Genomic DNA, 19,760 nt, shown 5'->3' with positions numbered 1-19,760 from the left:
GGGAGCTGGCTTGCCTGCGATGGCGGCCGTTCAATCGACAGAGATGTCGAATGTGCCGCCCACAGGTAACCACGATGCGAAGCGAGCCGCTCTTGATCTTGATCTGCTTTTGATCTTGATCTCAGGCGCCCCGTTAAACCACGCTGGCCGAACGCAGGCTTGAATTCGTGGGTAACGTGGTGGGGCAAGAGCGTTTTGCTTACTTTTGTCTGGGCCGGCATTCCGGCTTTTCAAAAGTGAGACGCCGTCAGGGCGGAACCCTAAGTAGCCGTTACCGCAGGAATGGATAGGTACTCGGTATTACGGTGTCGACTGTGAGGCCGTCTTCGCAGGCAAGCCAGCTCCCACAGTTGGATCGCGGGGGCGTCAGGTAGATAGCCATCGGCTGGCACGCCGCCATCGCAGCGATACGGCGACCCAACAAGCCAGCTTTCATAGTGGGATCCAGGGCATCTCTCAGCGCTGGGTGGGAATACGAATATTGCCCCTCCGACATTGGCTCTTCACACTGCGCGGGCAACCGGCAAACGCGAGATCCTTGGTCAGGCACACCCGCACTTCCGACAGCACCTTGCCCTTGCAGATCACTGCCATACCGTGGTTGCCCATGCGTGGGTTGCTCTCGCGAAACAGCGCCTCGATCTCGTTGGCCTGCAATGAAGGCGGCGTATTGAACGGCTGCAGTTGCTGCGGAATGGCAACCGCACCGAGCGCCACATCGGTCTTCTCCAGATACTCCAACGGCTCCAGCCCACTGCAGGTGCCATGCTTGGCCCACTCATGCTTGAGCAGCGCGCGGGTAGGAAACAGCGCCGCGCCCTTGTCCATTTCTGCCTCGCTCAAGCGCACCTGCGGTGTACAGGACGCCGGCCACCCTCCCCGCGCGTATTGCGGCCACAAGCCATGCAGCACAAAGCCGTAGCCTTTACCTGAGCATTGCTCGTTGCCTGGGTGCGTGAGGCAAAACGTGGGTGACCACGAGAGCGATAGCACATAGAAATCAAACTCACCCGCCTGCCCTTGGCTGCGTGGCGCCGCCGTTGTCGCGGTGGCGATCAGCAGCCACACCACCATCCAGTATTTCATCCCGGTATTCCTTTAAAAGAGTGAAGCCTTACGCTATTGCCACGGCTAGGGATGCTGGGAATAACGGTGTAACACCTTGTCCAGGATGATATCGGTCTTCAGCGCTTCGATGGCCAGCGACGGATGCTCGGCCTCGCCACGAATATGCGCGTTCATGTTCAGGACGTGGTGCCATTGAATATGGGTGTGACACGGCACGTCCAACACCTCGGTGGTCTCGCCTTCAAGACGCAGCGGCTGGTCCTCGAACACCGAAAACTGAATACGGCCGCGACTGCCGATCAGTTCGACCCGGTCTTCGCGTCGGTCCGCCACAAAATTCCAGCAGCCCATGCCCAATGCACCGCTGGCAAATGTCCAGCAGGCCGTCACGGCATCTTCTGCCGCGTAGCGCCCAGCCTGTCGCGCCGAAAAGCCTGAGACCTCGACGATGTCCCCGGCCAGGTACTGGAACAGGTCGAACCCATGGCTCGCCAGGTCGGCAAAGTAACCGCCACCGGCAATGGCCGGATCGGTGCGCCAATTGGTGGCGTCGGAGTCTGTTACGGCAGCGGGTTTGCACAAGGTCCAGGTCAGGTGGCGCAACTCACCGATACGGCCTTCCTGCAGCCAGGTGCGCACTTGCTGAAAGCGTGGCAATGAACGCCGGTAGTAGGAGACAAACAGATGCAGCCCGGCGCGCTCGAATGTGCGCTGCATCAACGCGCTCTGTTCAGCATTCAGCGACATCGGCTTTTCGACGCAACAATGTTTGCCCGCCGCGGCCACTCTCAGGGCGTACTCAAGGTGACTGTCGGGCGGAGTGGCGATGTAGACCGCATCCACCTCGGGGTCATCGATCAAGGCCTGGGCATCGGTATAGCAACGGGCAATGCCATGGCGCGCCGCATAATCGCGCACCGCCTCGGCACGCCGCCCCATCACCGCGACCAATGCCGAACCTGGCGCTTTATAGAAAGCCGGTCCACTCTTCAATTCAGTGACACTGCCACAGCCGATCATGCCCCAGCGTATGGTCTTCATCTAATGTCCTCGGTCGTATTCGTCAATCGGGCAGTATCCACATACAGGCCCTGGCGCGCCATAATCACTTAGCATGACAATTGCATTACACTTTTATGACATTCATCCGGCGCGGGGGCACATTCGATGAAAATTAGGGCGACCGTCATTTGCGAACATGAGGGGCATATCCTCTTCGTACGCAAGGCCAGATCAAAATGGGCATTGCCCGGCGGGAAAGTAGAAGCGCACGAGCGCCCGGTAGGCGCGGCGGAACGCGAGCTGGAAGAAGAAACCGGTTTAAACGTGGACGGCTTGCTGTACCTGCAGGAGCTCAAGGCCCGCGACACCGTCCACCATGTGTTCGAGGCCTCGGTGGTCAATATCGACGAGGCGCGGCCGTGCAACGAGATTGTCGATTGCCAGTGGTATGCCTACAGCGCCCTGGACAAGCTGGACACCACAGACGCCACCCGCCACATCGTCAAATCCTTTCTGCGGCGCCTCTGACGCGCTGGACGGCCGCTAACCTACCGCAGCAAACCCACGGCGCCCGGCCTTTATCTCGGTACGCAACTCACCAATCAGGTTGGAGATGGCACGGATGCTGTCCAGGCCTTCGGGTGATACGCGGGTCAGCAGCAAGTCGACACGACCGGACGCAGGCTCGAACACGCTGATGCGCAGCGAGCCGTCGCTATTGAGGCAGCACTCACACGCAAGCGGCAGGAAGCCTGAGGCCATGATGCGGTTGAATTCGGTGATGCAAATCATGATCAGCCCCCCGTCCCTGGGTTCTACCCGATTGAGGTGATGCAAGCAGCATAGATAAGGTTTTGCCGGCCGCCGGACAATTAATGCAAAAGTGTTAGCCAGCCCTCACTTTAGTAGGGCGTCACCGGCAATGAACGACAGGCCGAGATTAAATCGCGGGCAAAAAAAATCCCAAGTAGCTGATGGAAACTTGGGATTTAAAAATGCATAAACCGTGGGAGGTGAACGCCCGGCTATAGTAGCGATTGTAAAAACATGTAACAAGATTATTTTAATCCTTTCGTCGGATTGAAAGCGTCGTAAGTCATTCAATAACCACATATTTTTTAAGGTAGAAGGCAGTAGTCGTGCTACTTTTTGGTGCAAGTAACGACAGTAAGTCCCTGTATAAAAAATGGTTATTAATCGGGCGTAGCGCTTTCAAGTAACTGTTCACTTAACTGCCTGCATGTTTCTTGAAGGGCCTCACGACTGGAAGCAGTGGCACCCACCACGGCTTCCAGATGACGACACAGCGTCAGGCGTTCAGCCGCCTCTTCGCGCTGGCGGTCGACCTTGGCGTTGAGTTGAATGAAATAGAAGCCCAGCAGCACGGCGATGCCCAGCACACCCACCGCGAGGTAGCGCAAGCCGTTGGACGATGGAGGCTCTGGGGCATTCATGGCCTTATGGCGCCCTGCTCTTTTCATAACGAACGTCATCACCATCGACCGGGCCCACGACGGACCAGCCCAGGCGCTGATAGAACCCATTGGCGCGGATTTCATCACGCCCATCAGTCACCAGGTAGAGCGTGTCGTGATGCTCAAACAGAGCCGCCTCGGCCAGCGCCATCAGTTGACGGCCCAGCCCAAGCTTCTCATGCGAGGGCAGCACGAACATCGCAAAGACTTCACCTTCATCCAGGTCGACCATGGAAAACCCCGCCGCCTGGCCGTCCACTTCAGCGATCCAGCCGCAAGGTGCTGCACGCAACGTGTCGCTCAATACCTGCGGGGTAATCCCCAGGCCAGCCATCTGTTCAAGGCTCAGGTGGTTTTGCACCACCGAGGTGCGAATCGCGCACAGCGTGTCGACGTCATCAGGTGTCGCCGTTCGAATCAGCACTTGCATACCCGCCTCCATGAAGAAGTGCGCAATTGTATGCAAATACTCACACGGGGTTTGTCGTGGATTTGTAAAGGCCCTACGGCTGGTGCGGGGCTACGAATTACTTGCGCGCCACCTTGTAGCGCAGGCAATCCTGATAAAAGCTCTGACGAATCGCCTCGGGCTTGAGCCTTGAGCGGCTGTCATAGGTCTGCTCGGTGATGCCCATGGCCATCATGCGCATCCACGATTTGCTGAACTTGAGGGTCTGGATCTTCTGCCGGGCCGCGTACAGCGAAACGCCGGATAACTTTAGCTCCTGGGCCCTGGCGGCCGTGCCTGCGCCCCAACTGCACATGTACTTGTCACCCTCGCGCAATTCCCTGGCCTGCGCGACAGTCGCGCCGCCGGCCAGGGAGCAGGCAATCAGCATCATTCCCACAGAGCGCATTTGCATCCTCACCTAACCACCTGAAAATAAAAGTGATTTTGGCGAGGATTTTGTTACAAAGGGGCCATTAAATTGCCTTACTGCGCAAAGCGAGTCGCGGATGCTTCCTATCAAGGCTTGAGTTCGAACAGCGCCGGCATCGGTGGCCACTGCGAAGGCACTTTACGAAAGCGGCTGAACCCGGCTGCCTCAGCCATCTGGCGGGCACGCTTCTCGCCCATGAACGCCCCCAGCCCTGCCCCACCGTGGGACAGCGAACAGGTCATGCAATAGAGGGTGCTCTGCGGGTACATGACGCGCCCGAACAGGTTCATGTTCTCGTGCAGTTCCTCGGACAGGTTGAGCTCCACCATCAGGTAGGTACCGTCTTCGGCCGTGGCGGCGCGCAAATCCTTGAGCATCTGCTGAGGGTCGGTGGCATCGTGGATCACCACAAAGGTGGTCACGAAGTCGAATTGCTGGCCGCGCAAGGCATCGGAGTCGTTCACCTCGAATTGCACCCGGTCACCCACACCAGCCGCCTCGGCGTTGGCCCGCGCCAACTCGATGGAAGGCAGGTGGAAATCGCAGCCGACAATGCGCGCCTCGGGGTAGGCCTTGGCCATGGTGATCGCTGCAAGGCCCGCACCGCAGCCGAAATCCAGCACACTGCCGCCGGTCTTGAGCTTCTCTTCGACGCCGTCCAGGGATGGAATCCAGTGCTGGACCAGGTAGTGCTTGTACCAGGGCATGGTCATGCGCTCCATGCCTTTCCAGGTTTCCAGCGGGAACGCCTCTTCAGCGCAACCACCACCATGGCGGAAGGCCTCGATGACCTTGGGCGCCATGCTCACGAACGGCACGCTCAGCTGGATAATGCCACCGGCAAAATACGGCGAATCTTCATCGGCCAGCACCGGCACAAACTCGGCGGGCATTTTGTAACGGCGGGTTTGCGCGTCGTAGGTCACATAATTGCCGGTGGCCATGCTGCCCAGCCATTCGCGCAAGTAACGTGCATTGTAGCCGGTCTTGTGCGCCAACTCTTCCAGGGTCACCGCCTGGCCGTCGGCCAAAGCCTTGAACAAACCGAGCTGGTCGCCGATGTAGAGCATGGCGCCGCGCAGCGTGTTGCCGTAATCCTCCATGATGCGCGCCGAAAACTGCTGGACCTTGGCTTTATCAACTTCCATAACGTTGGACATCTGTCGCTCCTTGATGAATTTGCGAATCTGTTCAGAGATCAATGGTTAGTGGCCAGCGAGTTTGGCCAGCACGTTGTCAACGATGCGTTCGGACATGCCCAAGTGAGTCCGGGGCTCGAACAGCCGGGCCAGGGCGCCATCATTCATGACCGCAAGCACCCGCGCATCGGCCTCGATTGCCTCGCGGATCGACACGTGATTGCGCTGGCTGGCCTGGGACACTTCGAAGATGATCTGGTAGGCGCTGCTCTTGCCCAGCTTGCGCGCCATTTCGAACACCACCGCTTCGGTGCAGATGGCATCGCCATAGGCCTGGGCGGTGCTTTCCATCTTCTGCACATTCACGGTGAGCCCCTCGATGGTCTCGGTCAGAATCGAGAGCGCCATCAGCGCATAGTGGGAAACGTCCGCGACCGCGCACCACTCCAACCGCGTACCGCGGTAATCGCGTTCATGCTCAAGAATCATCGCGTCCAGCGCGAGCATGACCTGGGCCTTGGCCAGCCGTGCCAACACCACCACCTGCTCGCAGCCTTCGGGGTTGCGTTTGTGCGGCATGGTGCTGCTGCCGATCTGCTGGTCGCTCCAGCCCACTTCCACTTCAGCGATTTCCCAACGATTGAGCGTACGGATTTCATCGGCTACGCGGGCCAGCGAGGCGGTGACCATGGCCAGGGTGCTGACGAACTCCGCAACGCGGTCACGGGACACATGCCAGCCCGTCAGGGGCACTTGCAGCGACAAGCGCTGGGCAAAACGCTCCAGCATGGGCATGGCGTCCGGGCCGAACGCCGCCATGGTGCCGACTCCGCCGAACAGCTGCACCACCAGTACACGCTGGCGGGCTTCGGCCAAGCGCTGCCGGTGGCGCAACAGCTCATCGATCCAGCCGGCGACCTTCAGCCCGAAGGTGGTCGGCAAAGCGGGAATCGAGTGGGTCCTGGCGACCATCAGCGAGTCACGGTGCGCATCGGCCAGGGTCGACAACTTGCCCAGCAAAGTCTCCAGGGCCTGATCCATCGCATCAAGAACATCGCGCATCTCCAGGGATTGGGCGGTGTCCTGGATGTCTTGGGTGGTAGCGCCGTAATGCACGTATTCACGGGCACTGGGGCTACAATTCTTTTGCAGGGCGCTCAGCAATGGCATCAGCGAATGCCCAGTGGCAGCCACACCCTCGGCCAGTTGGCGCACATTGATGCCCGATAGCAACGCGGCCTTTTCGATCTCCAGGGCCGCCTCGCGCGGGATGATGTTGACATCGGCCTGCGCCATGGCCAGCGCGGCTTCCACGTCCAGCCAGCGTTGCAGGCGACAATGACTGCAAAAAATCTTGCGGCTCTGCGGGCCGGCATAACCCGAACCGTGGGTTTTCGAATCGAGGATGTGGCTGTGTTCGTGGCGGCATTGCTCGCCGTCATGATCAAAGCCCGGGTGGTCCGAACGTGCGGTGCAAGACGCACGGGCTGTCGTTTCCAAAGTTTGCGCATCCATCACATACCCTCCGTAGCGTACAGGGACTGATTGGTATTGCCTTGGGTTGCCATCAGTGCTTCAGCGCCATCGCCTGAAGCGCGAGGTCGTGCTTTAGTTGCCACCAGATCGACCATTTCGGCCGCCAGCCCTGTGTAGGCCGTCGGGTCAAGCAAGTCATCGAGCATTTGCGCGCTGAAACAACCGCGCAGCCGAGGGTCGCCAAGCAGCGCGTCGCGAAAGCAAACGCCCGCGTCTTGGGCCTGCTGGGCGATGTCGTGCACCAGGTGATGGGCCGTCTGCTTGCCACACCGAGGCGCCAGCGCAAGCATGACGCGCTCCGACAGGATCAGCCCGCCCAACAAGTCCAGGTTGCTGCGCATGCGCGCTTCACGCACCTCCAACCCCGCCAGCAGCAAGCCTTCCATACGAGCGAGCAACGCACCGGCGTAAATGAACAGCTCGGGTAAGGCCGCCCATTCGATGCGCCAGGTGGTGCCGTCACGCTCGTGCATCTGGAAAGCCGCATCGGTCAGCGCAACCATCTGCGCACGCACCAGCCGTGACAGCGCGCTGATCAGGTCCACCGTCGATGGGTTTTGCTTGTGGGGCATGGTGCTACTTCCCACTTGCCCGGCTCGCCGCCCCTCGCGCACTTCGTCGATCTCGGTGCGCTGCAGGTGGTAGATCTCATTGGCGACACGACCCAACGTCGCCGACGCCTGCACCAGCAACCACGCTGCTTCCAGGATGCGGTCGCGGGCGCTGTGCCAACTGCTCAACGGTGCCGACAGGCCGAGGCTTTCCAGGCTGCGGCGCTGCACTTCCAGACCGTGCGGGCCAAGCCCGGCCAGGGTGCCCACGGCGCCGGTCAGGTTGCCGACCATCACCCGGGCGTAGGCTTCTTCAAAGCGTTCAAGGTGTCGATCAATCTCATCGACCCACACCGCCACCTTGTAGCCGAACGTGGTGGGCAATGCGTGTTGACCATGGGTCCTGGCGACCATCGGCGTGTGCTTATGGCGCAGGGCGAGCGTGAGCAGATGCCCGCGGATCCCGCGCAAACGCTGCACTACCAGGCCCCAGGCATCGCGGATTTGCAGGATCAGCCCGGTGTCGAGGATGTCCTGGGTGGTCACGCCGTAATGCACGTATTCGCCCAGCCCATCGGCGCATAACCCCTGCAAGGCGCGCAGGGTCGGCACCAGGATGTGCCCGGTTTCCAGGCCCTCGCGCCCCAACGAGTCGAGGTCCAGCAGTTCCACGCTGGCTACCCGGGCAATCTCCCGGGCGGCCTCGTGGGGGATGAGGCCCATCTGCGCCTGGGTCGCCGCCAGTGCTGTTTCAACATCGAGCCACTTCTGCACCTGATTGGCATCAGAGAAGATCGCAGCAAATTCCGGGGACGAGTAAGCGCCCCCGTGGATACGGGATTCAGTGATATGACTTGGCATGTCGGGTTACTCGGCTTGTCCAGGGAGGGCTACTTCACGCGTTGTACTTCTTCCCAGACTGCATCGTAATAAGCCCGCTCCAGCCGGAAGTGCTCGGCCAAAGACGTCAGGAACGCATTCTGGAACCCCAGGTCCGGAATACGCCGTGAGATCAGCGCCCACTCCCGCTTGGCCCGCGGCGGCACCAGGCTGATATGCACTTCGTAGTACTCCGCATCATCCTGGCTCAAGCCCGCGTTGCGCAGGGCGTTGTACAGCTTGCCGTGGTTGCCCGGCACCACCAGTTCGGTGATGTAGAACACCGCCAGGCCCCAGCCGACATCGGGGTTGCGGAAACAGCGTGCGCGGTTGTTGAGGTAGGCGATTTCCTCGGGCATCGTCGAGAGCGCCTCGAAATCGGCATTCAGGCCCACGGCGGCAAGCAGCTTGGCTAACAGGCGGGGGTGGGAGCGCCGCTCGTCTTCTTCGCCCAACTCGCCGTAGAGATAACGCGCCAGGGCGGCCGCCTCGTCCACATCGGTCAGGTTGACCAGCAGGTCGGCGGCATCCCGGTACAGGCGGTACGTGCGGAACCATTGATGGCGCAAAAACACCTGCAGTTGCTCGCGAGAGGCTTTGCCTTCAAACACATACTGCGACATCGGATGGTTTTCCCGCGACTGCGCGGCAATCTGCTCTTCCAGGCGTTGCTGGAAACCGGCCTCGGACAAGGGTGATGCCAGGTCGGCTGACGGCATGAAACGCTCTTGCACGCTATAGACGGCATTGGCCAGCCAGCGCCGGGTCGAGGCGGTGGCCACGTCATCGCTCAGCGACAGGATGTACAGCAATTGCTGGCACTGCGCTGCATTTGCGGCGTCGCCACGTTGGCCGGTCTCGCACAGGGCGCGCAGCATATTGGCGGCAATTTCGATGCGATTGAACGTCGCGTCCGGCTTCAAGGCTTCCGCCAACAGACGGGCTTCGGCCGTGTGAATATTCTGCAATTGCGGCAGGGAAAAATTACGTGGGCTCATCATGTGCTCCATTATTTTTGTTTTCGGATCGCAGGTCGTTCAGGCAGACAGGCGTTGGGCCTGCATCTGCTGCCACAGGCTGTCGAAGTAGGCCTTGTTGATTTCGAAGTGGCGCTTGAGTGCGCGCATGAACGTGCGCTGAAAGCCCTCCTCGCTGGCAAACTTGGCAATCAGTGCCCACATTTCCTCGGTGTCGATTTCATCCTGGGTGCCATGCAAGCGGTGGAATTCGCTGGGCTGCTCTGGAACGTCGAGGCGCTGCAACAGCTCGTAGATGCGCCGATGGTTGACGCAACTGACAGACTCGACCGCATACAGCAGCGCAAGGCCCCAGGCGACATCCGTGTGGCGCACACAGCGAATGCGATTATTCAGGTAGGCCTTTTCCAGCGGATGCAACGCGGGGAAGTCGATGGCCAGCGGAATATCGAAATACTCCATCAGATGGGCGAGCATCGCCGGGTGCGAACGCTCCGGTGTCTCAGCCCCAGCTTCGCCGTACAGGTTGCGGTAAAACACCGAGGCGTCCTCGATGGCTTCGAAGCGAAAGGCCAGTTCGGCCAGCAGGCTGTAGAAGTTGTAGGAACGGGTCCAGTGATGCTCCAGGAAGAAGCGCACATCCTGCACCGGCGGCGTACCTTGGAACAGGTGCACCGACATCGGGTGGTTGACCCGGCTACGTGCGGCGATTTCAGCGTCGACCTGTTGACGGAACTCGTCCACCGGCAACGCGGTGAAGCCCGGCACGTCGGCGGCGAACTCATCTTCGACGCGGTAGACCTCGCTGGCCATCCAGCGCCGGGTCGGCTCGGTGCGCGGGTCACCTGGAATATGCAGTTGCAGCAGGGCTGACTGGTAGTGCGCGTAGGCGTCAGCGTCTCCCGCCAGGCCTTGTCGAGTCAGTGCGAGCAGCGCTTCCAGCGCGCGGGTGACCTGGGTGTAGTGGGCGCCGGGTTCCAAGGCATTCGTCATCAGCCGCGAAGCGGTGGTGAACAGATCGGAATCCGAGCGTTGTTGCAGGGCAGCAGTATCCATTGATAACCCCTGAATCTTGTTTTTGTGGTTGGGCATACTCGGAAAAAAGCCTAAAGGTTCCCGTAGTGGCAAGGTCAACACCTGTAGGAAAATTCTTTCAAGGCTTGGCGACGGGAGGTGATGGCGTCAGGGCGGAGCCCCAAGTAGCCGTTACCGCAAGAATGGATATGTACACGATCCAACTGTATCGGCTGTCAGGCCGTCTTCGCAGGCAAGCCAGCTCTCACAGTTAGATCGCGGTGCGCCAGTTAGATCAGCGTCGGCTGTCAGTCCGTCACGGGAGCAAGCTCCCTCGCCACAGGTCCAGCGTCGTACCAAAGTTGTGTAGGTACCTATGGTCATCGCCGGCGAGCCAGCTCCCACGGTTGGATCGGGGTGCCAGGTAGATAAGGGTCGGCCATCAGACCAACGCCCTGCGCTCAAGCACAAAGCGCGGCAACTGATCCCCAGGCAGTGCCTTGCTGAAATACCAGCCCTGGATAAACAACTCAGGCCCGTTACTCAAAAAGGCCAATTGCTCAGCCGTCTCGACCCCTTCCACTACCACGCCCAGGTCCAAGGCCTCGCAGAACCGCAACATACCGGTGAGCACCTGGGCGCCTTTAGGGTCGCGCTGGGCAACCACAAAACTACGGTCGATCTTGATGAAATCCACAGGAAACTGGTGCAGATAGCTCAACGCAGAAAACCCAGTGCCAAAATCATCCAGATAGACCTTGGCCCCCATAGCCTGCAACTTCTGGATGGTCTGGCGGGTGGCCGGGATGTCGCTGACCAGCGCGTCTTCGGTAATTTCCACTGAAACTTGCCCACGGGCCTGGCCAAGAATTTCCACCAGGCGGTCGCCATAGGCGGCATCCTTTAGTGTGGTGCTGGAAATATTGATGGTCATCGGCAGTTCAAAACCCACCTTCTGCCATTTCTGATACTGGCGCACGGCCTGGGATGCCACCCACACATCCACGTCCGGCATCAGCCTGGCGTGCGCCAGCCATTGCAGGAACTCCCACGGCGAATGCACCGTGCCCTGGCTGTCCCGGGCGCGCATCAGCGCCTCGCACCCGGTGCATAAACCGGTACGGGTGGAGACCTGGGGTTGAAACTCAAGATAGAACTCGTAATCGCTGATCTGCTGGATGCGGTTCAACTCAGCGGCCTGGCGGGCCAATGTCTGGTGGGTGGCCAGCACCGGGTCGAACTCTAGCAGACGGCCTTTTTCCTCAAGGCCGCGAAACGTCATGTCCAAAGATTTGAGATACACCGTGCCGCCATCGCTGGACTGGCGATGAATCGCTCTCACGTAGGGCGCATACACCAGCGTGCCGGCCCCCAGCAGAACGATCTGCAACACCACCGCCGCCACGTCGCCGTGGGTGCTGAGGTATGCATTGAGCAGCACCGGGGCGGTAAACGGCACGCTGGCCACCGCCGGCGACACCCAGCCCAGTTGTACCACCATCAACGCCACCATCGCGTTGAACGCCGGTACCAAGAGAAACGGTATAAACAGGCGCGGGTTGAGGATGATCGGCAAACCGAACAACAGCACCTCGCTGACATTGAATAACGACAACGGCAAACTCGCTACCGCCAGCAAGCGCATGGACTGGCTTTTGGAAAACAGCAGGATCGCCAGCAGCAGGCATAAGGTTGCCCCCGAACCACCGATAAACGCAAAACTGCCCAGCAAGCCGTTATTGAGCAAGTACAGCACCGGCTCCCCCGCCGCCAACGCTGCGCCATTGAGCGCCACGGCCTGGTCCAGGGCATCGAATAGCGGCTGCATGGCATACACGCCGTGAATGCCGAAGAACCACAGCAGCGAATTCATCAGTGTCACAAACAACCCGCTGCCGTAAGGCGTCTGCAACGCATCAAGCACCTGCGGCCCCTGGATTTGCGCCACATGGGGGATCAACAGCAGCAACGACAACACCGTCACCAACGACAAGGCCGTGAGTGCGCCGGGTATCACCATGTTGATGGTGCCCTTGAGGTTATGGCCGACCAGGTCTTGGTTGACCAGGCGTGTCCAGCGAAAGCGGTGCAGCCAGGCAATGGCAGGCACATTGATCAAGGGCGAAGCAATGGCAATAAACAGCAGGAACGTGGCCGAAGCACGCGGGTAATCACGCAGCACGAAGGTGGCGACCACCACATGGGCCAGGCACAGGAAGGCAACCGGCAGCTGTGGCAGACGGTGTTGAATCGCCAACATATAACCGATGGAGGCCGCGACCAGCAGTGGGATCACCGAACTGATCTGTTTATGCAACCCCGCCAGGAAACTCACCACTTGGGGATCGAACCCCAGCGCCAGGGCGCATTCGGACAGAATCAGGAAGCCGGCGGACACCAACAGGCACGGCAGAATCCACAGCAGCCCCTCACGAATCGCACGCAACGACTCCGTGCTGGCCAGGACCGCCAGGCGCTGGGTCAGGAAAAGTTTGAACAGGGTGTGCGCCATGGGCCGTCCTCTGCCTGTCACCGACTGCCGCTGAAGATCAGCGGCCGGAAACACCGCTAACGCTACACGCCCTGATAGCCGAAGCGAAAGCCTTTATCCCCGTCCCAGCCCGGCTTTTTACCAGTGAATGCCGGGCTGCCAGGATAATTCCCTACAGATTTAACGAACTTTCTGACTTGAATCATCCCCTAAGGCTGTCTGAGTCGGTATCATCCGCACGGTTTGTGCGTGTTAAACGATGTTACAACCTGTCTGATAATGGGTACGCACTCAGGGAATCTTGCCTGGAACGACAACAGGCCAAAGGAGAGAACCTCACTATGCAAGACAAGCGCTCAAGTAACATGCGTCCTCTATTCGTCACCATTGTGCTGTGGTTGTGCAGCGTGGTGTTGCTGTTTGTGATCAAGAACGTCATTGAATTGTTTACCGGGCCTGTGGCTGAAACCTGGGTAGACCTGACGCTGGTGCTGATCGCCTATCTGATGTTTTTCTTGCTGGCGCCGTTGCAGAACTGGATGCGACGCAGGTCGCGCAAGCGTGCCCGCCATCACCTCAACGCACGCACGTCCGATAGCAGCTCTCATCCTTCTCGTTAAGGTGTCTATCTGTGTCGACGCCTAACGATACTTATCAGCTTGCACTGGACAGGTTTCTGCGCGAACAACCGCAGGTCGCTGCCGAGCTGGACAGTCTTAACCCGCTGGTAGCCCAGGCCAGGGGCGAAACCCTGGCGCAGTATCGCGCTGAACGCCTGCATGAGGCTTTCGAGGCACACGCTGAACAGCAACAGCTGTTCGCCTGGGAATTGACCCTCAAGCTGACGGCCGATTCCACCGAAGCCTTCGAGGCCCAGCGCCGTGAAGTGCATAAAGAAGTCGCACAGATGGCGGGCATGGACTGGCTGGAGTACTGCCAGTTGCACGGCTTGGCCGTTTGACCTCTACCCTACAAGCGCCAGCGTGGCCGGTTGCGCCCCAGGACTTGGCGCAACTCGGCGACCGTTATGCTTCGGTGCTGCGGGTCCACCGCGAGCGCAGCCTGTAACGCCGCCCAGCAATGCCTGGGCAACTGCGCAGGCCGGGACAGTCGGTCCATTGCGCAACGTTCGCCAACACGCTTGCCATGGGCCAGTTCGTATAGGATGCAGGCCACGCCGTACAAGTCGGCGGCCGCGGTCAACGCCCCGCCGGCCAACAGTTCCGGGGCTGCGTAGGCAGGTGTCCAGGCATTGAAACGACTGCGGCTGACACTCGGCAAACCCACCCCAGCCTGCCCGGCGGCATGGCCCAGCCCAAAGTCGAACAAGCGCACGCCCTCCTCGCCCACCATGACATTGGCTGGTTTGACGTCACCGTGCAGCACGTTTTGCTGGTGGGTGTAGACCAAGGCATCCAGCAACTGCACGGCGATGGGTTGCAGTTCGCGCCAGGGCAACCCATAAGGGCATTCCAGCAGCAGACGGTCCAGGGTCAGCCCCTGCAACAACTCCATGGTGAAGAACGCGACCTGGCTGTGTGTGTCGACTTCGAACGAGAACGTCCGTACCACGCGGTCGTGCCGCAGGCTTCGGGTCAACGCAAATTCGTTGTACAACAACACATGCGCATCGGGACATTGGGAAATGGATTCGTCCACCAGCTTGAGCGCCACGTTCGAACAGCGCTCGCCTAATTGCTCGTGCAGCAGGTCGCGCGCACGGTACACAACGCCCATACCCCCTCTGCCCAAGACATGCTCAAGGTGATAACGCCCAACCAGCAGACGCAAGGCTTGTGGCGACACGCTCAAGGCTGCACGACAACCGCGGTCAGGTCATCGTGTACCGGCCTGCGCAACGCCCCTGCAAATAGCCGTTCCACTGCCTGCTGGGGCGTTTGCATACTCAACGCTCGTCCCAGGTCCACATGGCTGAGGGCCTGATACAAACCATCACTGCATAATAAAAATACATCCCCTGGGCGGGTACTGAGTTCCAATGCCTCAAGGCGCAACCGCGAACCCGCGCCCACGGCTCGGGTCAAGGCCCTGGCATCGGGGTAGGCCTGGGCTTGCGCGGCACTGAGGTGACGCTCGTCCATGAGCCGCTGCAGCAACGAATGGTCCTTCGACAATTGGTAGAGACTCTGCCCGCGCCATAGATAGCAGCGACTGTCTCCCGCCCAGAGACAAGCCGCCCGGCCTTTCTCCAGCAGCAGTGCAACTACGGTACTGCCCATCGTCGCGTCAGCAGGTGCGCCAGGTTCTGTCCATGCACGCCTCAACCCTTGGTTGACGCCCTGCAAACAACTGCGAACGGCCTGGATACGCTGATCGAGGTTGCCCTGAGCCGACACGGCTGCCAACTGCCTGATTACCCATTGGCTGGCGACATCCCCGTTGCGATACCCGCCCATGCCATCCGCAACCGCCCAGCAGCTGCGGCGCGGGTCGTCCAGGAATGCATCCTCGTTGCGCAGCCGCGCCTGCCCCTGCTGTGTACGACCAGCGCTGCGCCAGGGGGCTGCCATCTTCACAGTTGCTCCGGCAAGCGAAAGGTGCGCCACGTATCCACATCAAACGGGACAGGCGTGCGTTGGCTGGTCAGCAGGTAATTGACGCGCAGGCCGGCGAGGTCTGCCTTGAAAACCTGAGCATTTTGCCCACTGGCGGGCTCTCTCTGCAGCTGGTCCAGAAACCGGAACAGTGACCAAGCCCCTGTGTTCTTCTCGATTCCCAAGGGTCGCTGCTCGGTGCCTTTCTCCAGGACGAGACTGCTGCGCCCATTGTCTGCATCGGTGGGCCAACGGAACGCCACGGGTACGATGGGACCGTGGCGATATTCCAATTGCTGGTCTCCCACGCGCAGAATCGCACGACTGATCGATGGGTCCAGGCTGTAGGGCGCCACGGTAAACCGCACAGATAACTCCTCCGTGTCCTCGGTAAAAAAACCGCGGCGTATGGCCTGGGTTTTTGTCAATTGCTCCAACAGCGAACGCGAAACCGGCAAGCTCTGGCCATCCAGCCCACGCAATCGGTAGCGAGTGCCGTCGACACTGATGAAAGGCCGCAGGTAGTTCTCATAAAAGCGCGCCATCACCCCTCGTGGCTTGAAGAACTCCTGAAAATCATGAAGGGCTACGTCATTGCTCGCGTTGGCATGGAACGGGTAACGTCGTCCAATTGCCTTGGCGTAAGGGCTACGCACATCGCTCTGATAGCGTTGGTTGACGTGCACATAGGCCTGCTCCAGCAAATGCCGCCAACTCTCGTCGGCCAGGCCCTCAAGCCAGCCGGCAACGGGTAGCGGCAGACGCGCAGCGGCATCACGCAGGCTACCCAGCACATCCTGCTGCCCCTCCATACGCTGCCGGGCACGCAGGAAGGCTGCCTGCTCGGGTGCGCTGTCACGGTTCAATGCCGTCAGTTGCAAGTGCAGTTCATCCAACTGACGCAAAGCCTGGGTCAGCTCTGCTCCGGGGTTGTTCTGCTCATCCAGCAATTGATGCAAAGGCTCGAATTTTTGTTGCAGCGCCCGCCGCGCAGCATCAGTCCCAGCCACCAGCGCCGCCTTGGCCACGTCTGCAGGATGTTGCACTGCTTTATCGAGCAGCTCATGACCTGGCAGCAAACGCGTGTTTTCACGCAACTGTTGCAACAACCGAATCAAAGGAGACTGGGCCGAAGTCAGGCTCATGAGCTGCTCGGCGTCCTGGCGTAGGCTGTCGGTCTCTTGCAGCGTGATACGGCCGAGAACATCGCTCCAGGCATCGGCATATTCACTGAAATAGCGCTGCTGCAATTGCGCCATCAGCCGACTCAAATCTTGATGGCCCAGGTCGGTACCCTCACCGAGCACCCAGTTATCCCGGGCAATGGTGTCAACCAACCGTGGGCCCTGCGTCTCAAAGTACTGCAGATACCTTTTGGTATAGAAACCCGGTACGGAGGGGGCGATACCAGCGAATACATTGCCCTCGGCCAGGCGCAAGGGTTCCAGGTCGCGGGCTTGTTCGCGCAGTACCCGATACACCACGTCGGCCAATGACTCGCCCTTCAGTGCTTCGCGAGCCTGAGCCACCCGTTCCTCGTTGAGCGGCCCGACAAACGGACGCTCAAGCAGCCGCGCAAAGTGATCATTCAGGCGCTTCTGTGTCGACATGTCCCCGGCAAAACGCTCCGACCAGAGGCTCGCCATATGTTGTGCCAGCCAAGCAGTCTCACGGCGCTCGCGCAAGTTGAGCATCAAATACGCGCGCAGATTGTCCAATAGCCGGTCCCGATCTCCCAGGCTGGCATATACCTGCTCGTCCAGTTGGGCGGTTATCCAACGCAGCAATTGCTGGTGCAGTGCCTGCTCATAGGCGTGTTCGACACTGGGCCGACTCAGCTCGCCCTGATACAGCCCAACGTGCTCGACCAGGCGCACATCTGCCGACCTGGGAAAAACCCGGGTCGCCGCCAGCCGCGTATCCAACAGCGCCAACAGCGCCGTGCTGTCATCGCTGGCTTGCGAGCCAAGCGGCGGGCGAGCTACCAGGGCAGCCAACTGCGCCAGTCGTTGATGGTTGACGGCATAACTGTGCCACCACAGCCCGCCGACACCGCCAATAACCAAGGCTACGGCCATCGCTTGCAACCCCTGGCGCCAACGGATTCGCTGTCGTTCCTCGGCCTGCAAGCCCGCGAGGTCGGCTTCGGCAAAGATTGCCTGGCTGAACAGGCCCTGCACAAATCGCGGGTGCCGGCCATCGGCGCAGGTCAGGAAAATCCCTCGCAGACCATTGATGGGTTGGTAGCGATGAGAGGAAAACGCCATTTCAGCGAACAGATTCACGCGTTCACCTATTCGTGCCACCTGCTGGGGGAATCCCAGCATCAGCCCCCGGCGCTCGACATTGCGCTCCTGGTGCAATCGCCCGATCAGCTCACTATTCAAGCGCTGTAACAATCGCTCGACCGCCCGGCGAACCTGCGTAGTGTCAGTATCCTCGACATGGGCGTCCAAGTGCTGCCCAAGCAAGCTGTCAGCACTCTCTGCGTGGGGCAGGTCGAAGAACTCAGCGAATCCCGACAACCGATCGGCCTGGGTCAAAACCAGGTAGATCGGCACATCCACATGCAACGTCTGCTGAATCTCCTGCAAACGTGAGTGCACACGGCGTGCGTGATGATCCAGGTCGTACTCGTTGATGCTCAACAACGTGTCGACCGACAGCGTCACCACTACACCATTCAGCGGACGCACTCGGCGCCGCCATCTGAGCAGATTGAGCAAGGTTGCCCAACCTGCAGCATCCACTGAGCTGTCAGGCTGGGTAAGGTAGCGCCCCGGCGTGTCGACGAGTATGCCTGCGGCGGCAAAGTACCATTCACAATGAGTGCTACTGCCCATTGGTCGCCCTTGGGCAGGGTCGAGCGCCAACGGCAAGCCGGCGGCAGCCAGTAACTGCGTTTTGCCACTGCCTGGCTCGCCAATCAACAGATACCACGGCAGATCATGGCGCCAGCGTGCGTTATGCACACCGTAATGGCTGGATGTTTTCAGCAGATGCACAGCGTTTTTGAATCGAACGCTTACCTGACGGCGCTCATCCTCGACCCACTTCAACGGCTGCTCACGCGGGGGCCTTTGGCGCCTGGTAGCACTACCAGTATCCGTAAGCGCTATCACCAGCCCCCACAGTAAAAACACGATGCTGATGGTAAGCAGGCGAGCAGTCGTCCCCTGCCAGATACGATAGTCATCCACTGCCAACAGCGGCCCTAAAAACCACACGAGTGCCGCACAGGAAAGCGCCAGCAGAAGGCTCCAAACCCAAACCCTGCCCAGCACGGCGCCCATCCTCTTGAAGAATGCGCTCATTCATTGCTCCAGCGTTTACAAGGGCGTACGAATCAGGTCCGACGCCGAGAATTGAAGGGGTTGCAGTGCATTCGATCGTTCCTTGCTCAGTACCCAGGCAAATCCTGTATACAGAGCCAACAAACAGCTCAGGGTGAATGCCACACACCAGGTGACGGGAATGACACGGATCCGCTTGTGCGGGTCCTTCCCCTGTATGGCAGGCAGTAGCGGCGCCTTCAGCGGTTCCCCACGTACATGCCTGATCTGGCGATACAAGGCATCACGAACAGCCTCAAGTTGTGACGCGCCCCGCTCCATGACCCGGTATTTGCCCTCGAACCCCAAAGATAGACACAGGTACAAAAGCTCCAGCATCGCCAGGTGCTTGAGGGGGTCGCGCGACAGCCGCTCCAGCAGTTGGAAAACTTTTTCGCCCCCGAAGGTTTCGTTATGAAAGCGGCTCAACAGGCTCTTTTTCGACCACTCGCTCTGCGCCCCCCACGGAGTTATCAAGACCGCCTCGTCAATCACACTGCACAACACATAACGCGCCGATATTATCTGGCTGCTTTCCACGCCGCCCTGCAAAGCGTGGGTTTCAAATTGATTGACAGCCAACGACAACCGCTCGTTGAGCGTGTCCCAACTTTCACGGCCAGAGCAGCGCCTGAGCCCTACAACCTCGGACAATACCGCCCAGGCTGCGTCGACTATAGGGTTGAGCCCAACCTGGAAGCTTTGCGTATCGAGCCTGAGGCCGGCGTAGATCATCCGATCTTCCAACTGCTCATAACGCGGCGGCGACGGGAAGTCCGTTAAGGGTCCTTGGGCAGGCCCATGACTTTCCCGGTCAAGCAAGACGGTTTTTTCATCTTGAGTGCATTCACTTTCCATGG

19 protein-coding genes are annotated in these 19,760 nt (G+C 59.9%); 3 read left to right on the top strand and 16 right to left on the bottom strand.

What is annotated here, in order from left to right; all coding sequences use genetic code 11:
* Window positions 1–456: 456 nt before the first annotated feature.
* Complete coding sequence (locus tag AC07S6_RS20480) at window positions 457–1,086, bottom strand: ribonuclease T2 family protein (RefSeq protein WP_495112912.1); 630 nt, start codon at window positions 1,084–1,086, stop codon at window positions 457–459.
* A gap of 45 nt (window positions 1,087–1,131) precedes the next feature.
* Window positions 1,132–2,109 carry a Gfo/Idh/MocA family protein gene (locus AC07S6_RS20475; protein ID WP_495112911.1) on the bottom strand — a complete coding sequence of 326 codons (978 nt, stop codon included), beginning with the start codon at window positions 2,107–2,109 and terminating at the stop codon, window positions 1,132–1,134.
* A gap of 126 nt (window positions 2,110–2,235) precedes the next feature.
* On the opposite strand from AC07S6_RS20475, the gene AC07S6_RS20470 reads away from it, so the two are divergent.
* On the top strand, window positions 2,236–2,598 hold the full coding sequence (locus AC07S6_RS20470; protein ID WP_034126084.1) for an NUDIX hydrolase: 363 nt from the start codon (window positions 2,236–2,238) through the stop codon (window positions 2,596–2,598).
* Between the two features lie 15 nt (window positions 2,599–2,613).
* Here AC07S6_RS20470 and AC07S6_RS20465 read toward each other — a convergent pair whose 3' ends face one another.
* From AC07S6_RS20465 to AC07S6_RS20420, 10 genes are all read right to left on the bottom strand, one after another.
* The gene (locus AC07S6_RS20465) at window positions 2,614–2,862 is read right to left on the bottom strand and encodes a DUF1652 domain-containing protein (RefSeq protein ID WP_495112910.1); all 249 of its coding nucleotides are present in this window, start codon (window positions 2,860–2,862) and stop codon (window positions 2,614–2,616) included.
* Window positions 2,863–3,263: 401 nt separating this feature from the next.
* The gene (locus tag AC07S6_RS20460) at window positions 3,264–3,524 is read right to left on the bottom strand and encodes a hypothetical protein (RefSeq protein WP_034126086.1); all 261 of its coding nucleotides are present in this window, start codon (window positions 3,522–3,524) and stop codon (window positions 3,264–3,266) included.
* A gap of 4 nt (window positions 3,525–3,528) precedes the next feature.
* Window positions 3,529–3,975, bottom strand: coding sequence for a GNAT family N-acetyltransferase (locus AC07S6_RS20455; RefSeq protein WP_197882373.1), 447 nt, complete (start codon window positions 3,973–3,975; stop codon window positions 3,529–3,531).
* Window positions 3,976–4,072: 97 nt separating this feature from the next.
* Window positions 4,073–4,402, bottom strand: coding sequence for a hypothetical protein (locus tag AC07S6_RS20450; protein ID WP_003191756.1), 330 nt, complete (start codon window positions 4,400–4,402; stop codon window positions 4,073–4,075).
* A 110-nt stretch (window positions 4,403–4,512) separates the two neighbouring features.
* The gene (locus tag AC07S6_RS20445; RefSeq protein WP_495112909.1) at window positions 4,513–5,586 is read right to left on the bottom strand and encodes a class I SAM-dependent methyltransferase; all 1,074 of its coding nucleotides are present in this window, start codon (window positions 5,584–5,586) and stop codon (window positions 4,513–4,515) included.
* Between the two features lie 45 nt (window positions 5,587–5,631).
* The gene (locus AC07S6_RS20440; RefSeq protein ID WP_495112908.1) at window positions 5,632–7,080 is read right to left on the bottom strand and encodes a class-II fumarase/aspartase family protein; all 1,449 of its coding nucleotides are present in this window, start codon (window positions 7,078–7,080) and stop codon (window positions 5,632–5,634) included.
* Window positions 7,080–8,513 carry an adenylosuccinate lyase gene (gene purB / locus AC07S6_RS20435; protein ID WP_197882377.1) on the bottom strand — a complete coding sequence of 478 codons (1,434 nt, stop codon included), beginning with the start codon at window positions 8,511–8,513 and terminating at the stop codon, window positions 7,080–7,082. Before purB ends, AC07S6_RS20440 begins: the two co-directional genes overlap by 1 nt.
* Before the next feature lie 29 nt (window positions 8,514–8,542).
* Window positions 8,543–9,529: an HOASN domain-containing protein gene (locus AC07S6_RS20430; protein WP_060764836.1), complete on the bottom strand. Its 987-nt coding sequence runs from the start codon at window positions 9,527–9,529 to the stop codon at window positions 8,543–8,545.
* Between the two features lie 39 nt (window positions 9,530–9,568).
* Complete coding sequence (locus AC07S6_RS20425; RefSeq protein ID WP_495112907.1) at window positions 9,569–10,564, bottom strand: HOASN domain-containing protein; 996 nt, start codon at window positions 10,562–10,564, stop codon at window positions 9,569–9,571.
* A 400-nt stretch (window positions 10,565–10,964) separates the two neighbouring features.
* Window positions 10,965–13,034 carry an EAL domain-containing protein gene (locus AC07S6_RS20420; RefSeq protein ID WP_495112906.1) on the bottom strand — a complete coding sequence of 690 codons (2,070 nt, stop codon included), beginning with the start codon at window positions 13,032–13,034 and terminating at the stop codon, window positions 10,965–10,967.
* A gap of 344 nt (window positions 13,035–13,378) precedes the next feature.
* Here AC07S6_RS20420 and AC07S6_RS20415 point away from each other — a divergent pair, with 344 nt between their 5' ends.
* Window positions 13,379–13,633 (top strand): hypothetical protein, encoded by a 255-nt coding sequence (locus AC07S6_RS20415; protein WP_230032401.1) that lies wholly within the window; start codon window positions 13,379–13,381, stop codon window positions 13,631–13,633.
* 11 nt (window positions 13,634–13,644) lie between these two features.
* On the top strand, window positions 13,645–13,974 hold the full coding sequence (locus AC07S6_RS20410; protein WP_200583055.1) for a DUF6388 family protein: 330 nt from the start codon (window positions 13,645–13,647) through the stop codon (window positions 13,972–13,974).
* 8 nt (window positions 13,975–13,982) lie between these two features.
* Here AC07S6_RS20410 and AC07S6_RS20405 read toward each other — a convergent pair whose 3' ends face one another.
* Genes AC07S6_RS20405 through icmH form a run of 4 tightly spaced genes read right to left on the bottom strand, consistent with a single transcriptional unit; the run spans window position 13,983 to window position 19,758 of the window.
* A complete protein-coding gene (locus AC07S6_RS20405) occupies window positions 13,983–14,825 on the bottom strand; it encodes a serine/threonine-protein kinase (RefSeq protein ID WP_495112905.1) in 843 nt (280 codons plus the stop codon).
* Window positions 14,822–15,544 (bottom strand): PP2C family protein-serine/threonine phosphatase, encoded by a 723-nt coding sequence (locus AC07S6_RS20400; protein ID WP_490615169.1) that lies wholly within the window; start codon window positions 15,542–15,544, stop codon window positions 14,822–14,824. The genes AC07S6_RS20405 and AC07S6_RS20400 overlap by 4 nt, the downstream gene beginning before the upstream one ends.
* 2 nt (window positions 15,545–15,546) lie before the next feature.
* The gene (gene tssM, locus AC07S6_RS20395; protein WP_495112904.1) at window positions 15,547–18,882 is read right to left on the bottom strand and encodes a type VI secretion system membrane subunit TssM; all 3,336 of its coding nucleotides are present in this window, start codon (window positions 18,880–18,882) and stop codon (window positions 15,547–15,549) included.
* 15 nt (window positions 18,883–18,897) lie between these two features.
* Window positions 18,898–19,758, bottom strand: a complete 861-nt coding sequence (gene icmH / locus AC07S6_RS20390) for a type IVB secretion system protein IcmH/DotU (RefSeq protein ID WP_054898533.1) — start codon at window positions 19,756–19,758, stop codon at window positions 18,898–18,900.
* Between the last annotated feature and the right edge of the window lie 2 nt (window positions 19,759–19,760).

The organism is Pseudomonas sp. GW821-FHT07B01, assembly GCF_059419065.1.
The sequence above is the reverse complement of the archived record's forward strand: the minus strand, read 5'-3'. Positions and strand labels throughout refer to the sequence as shown.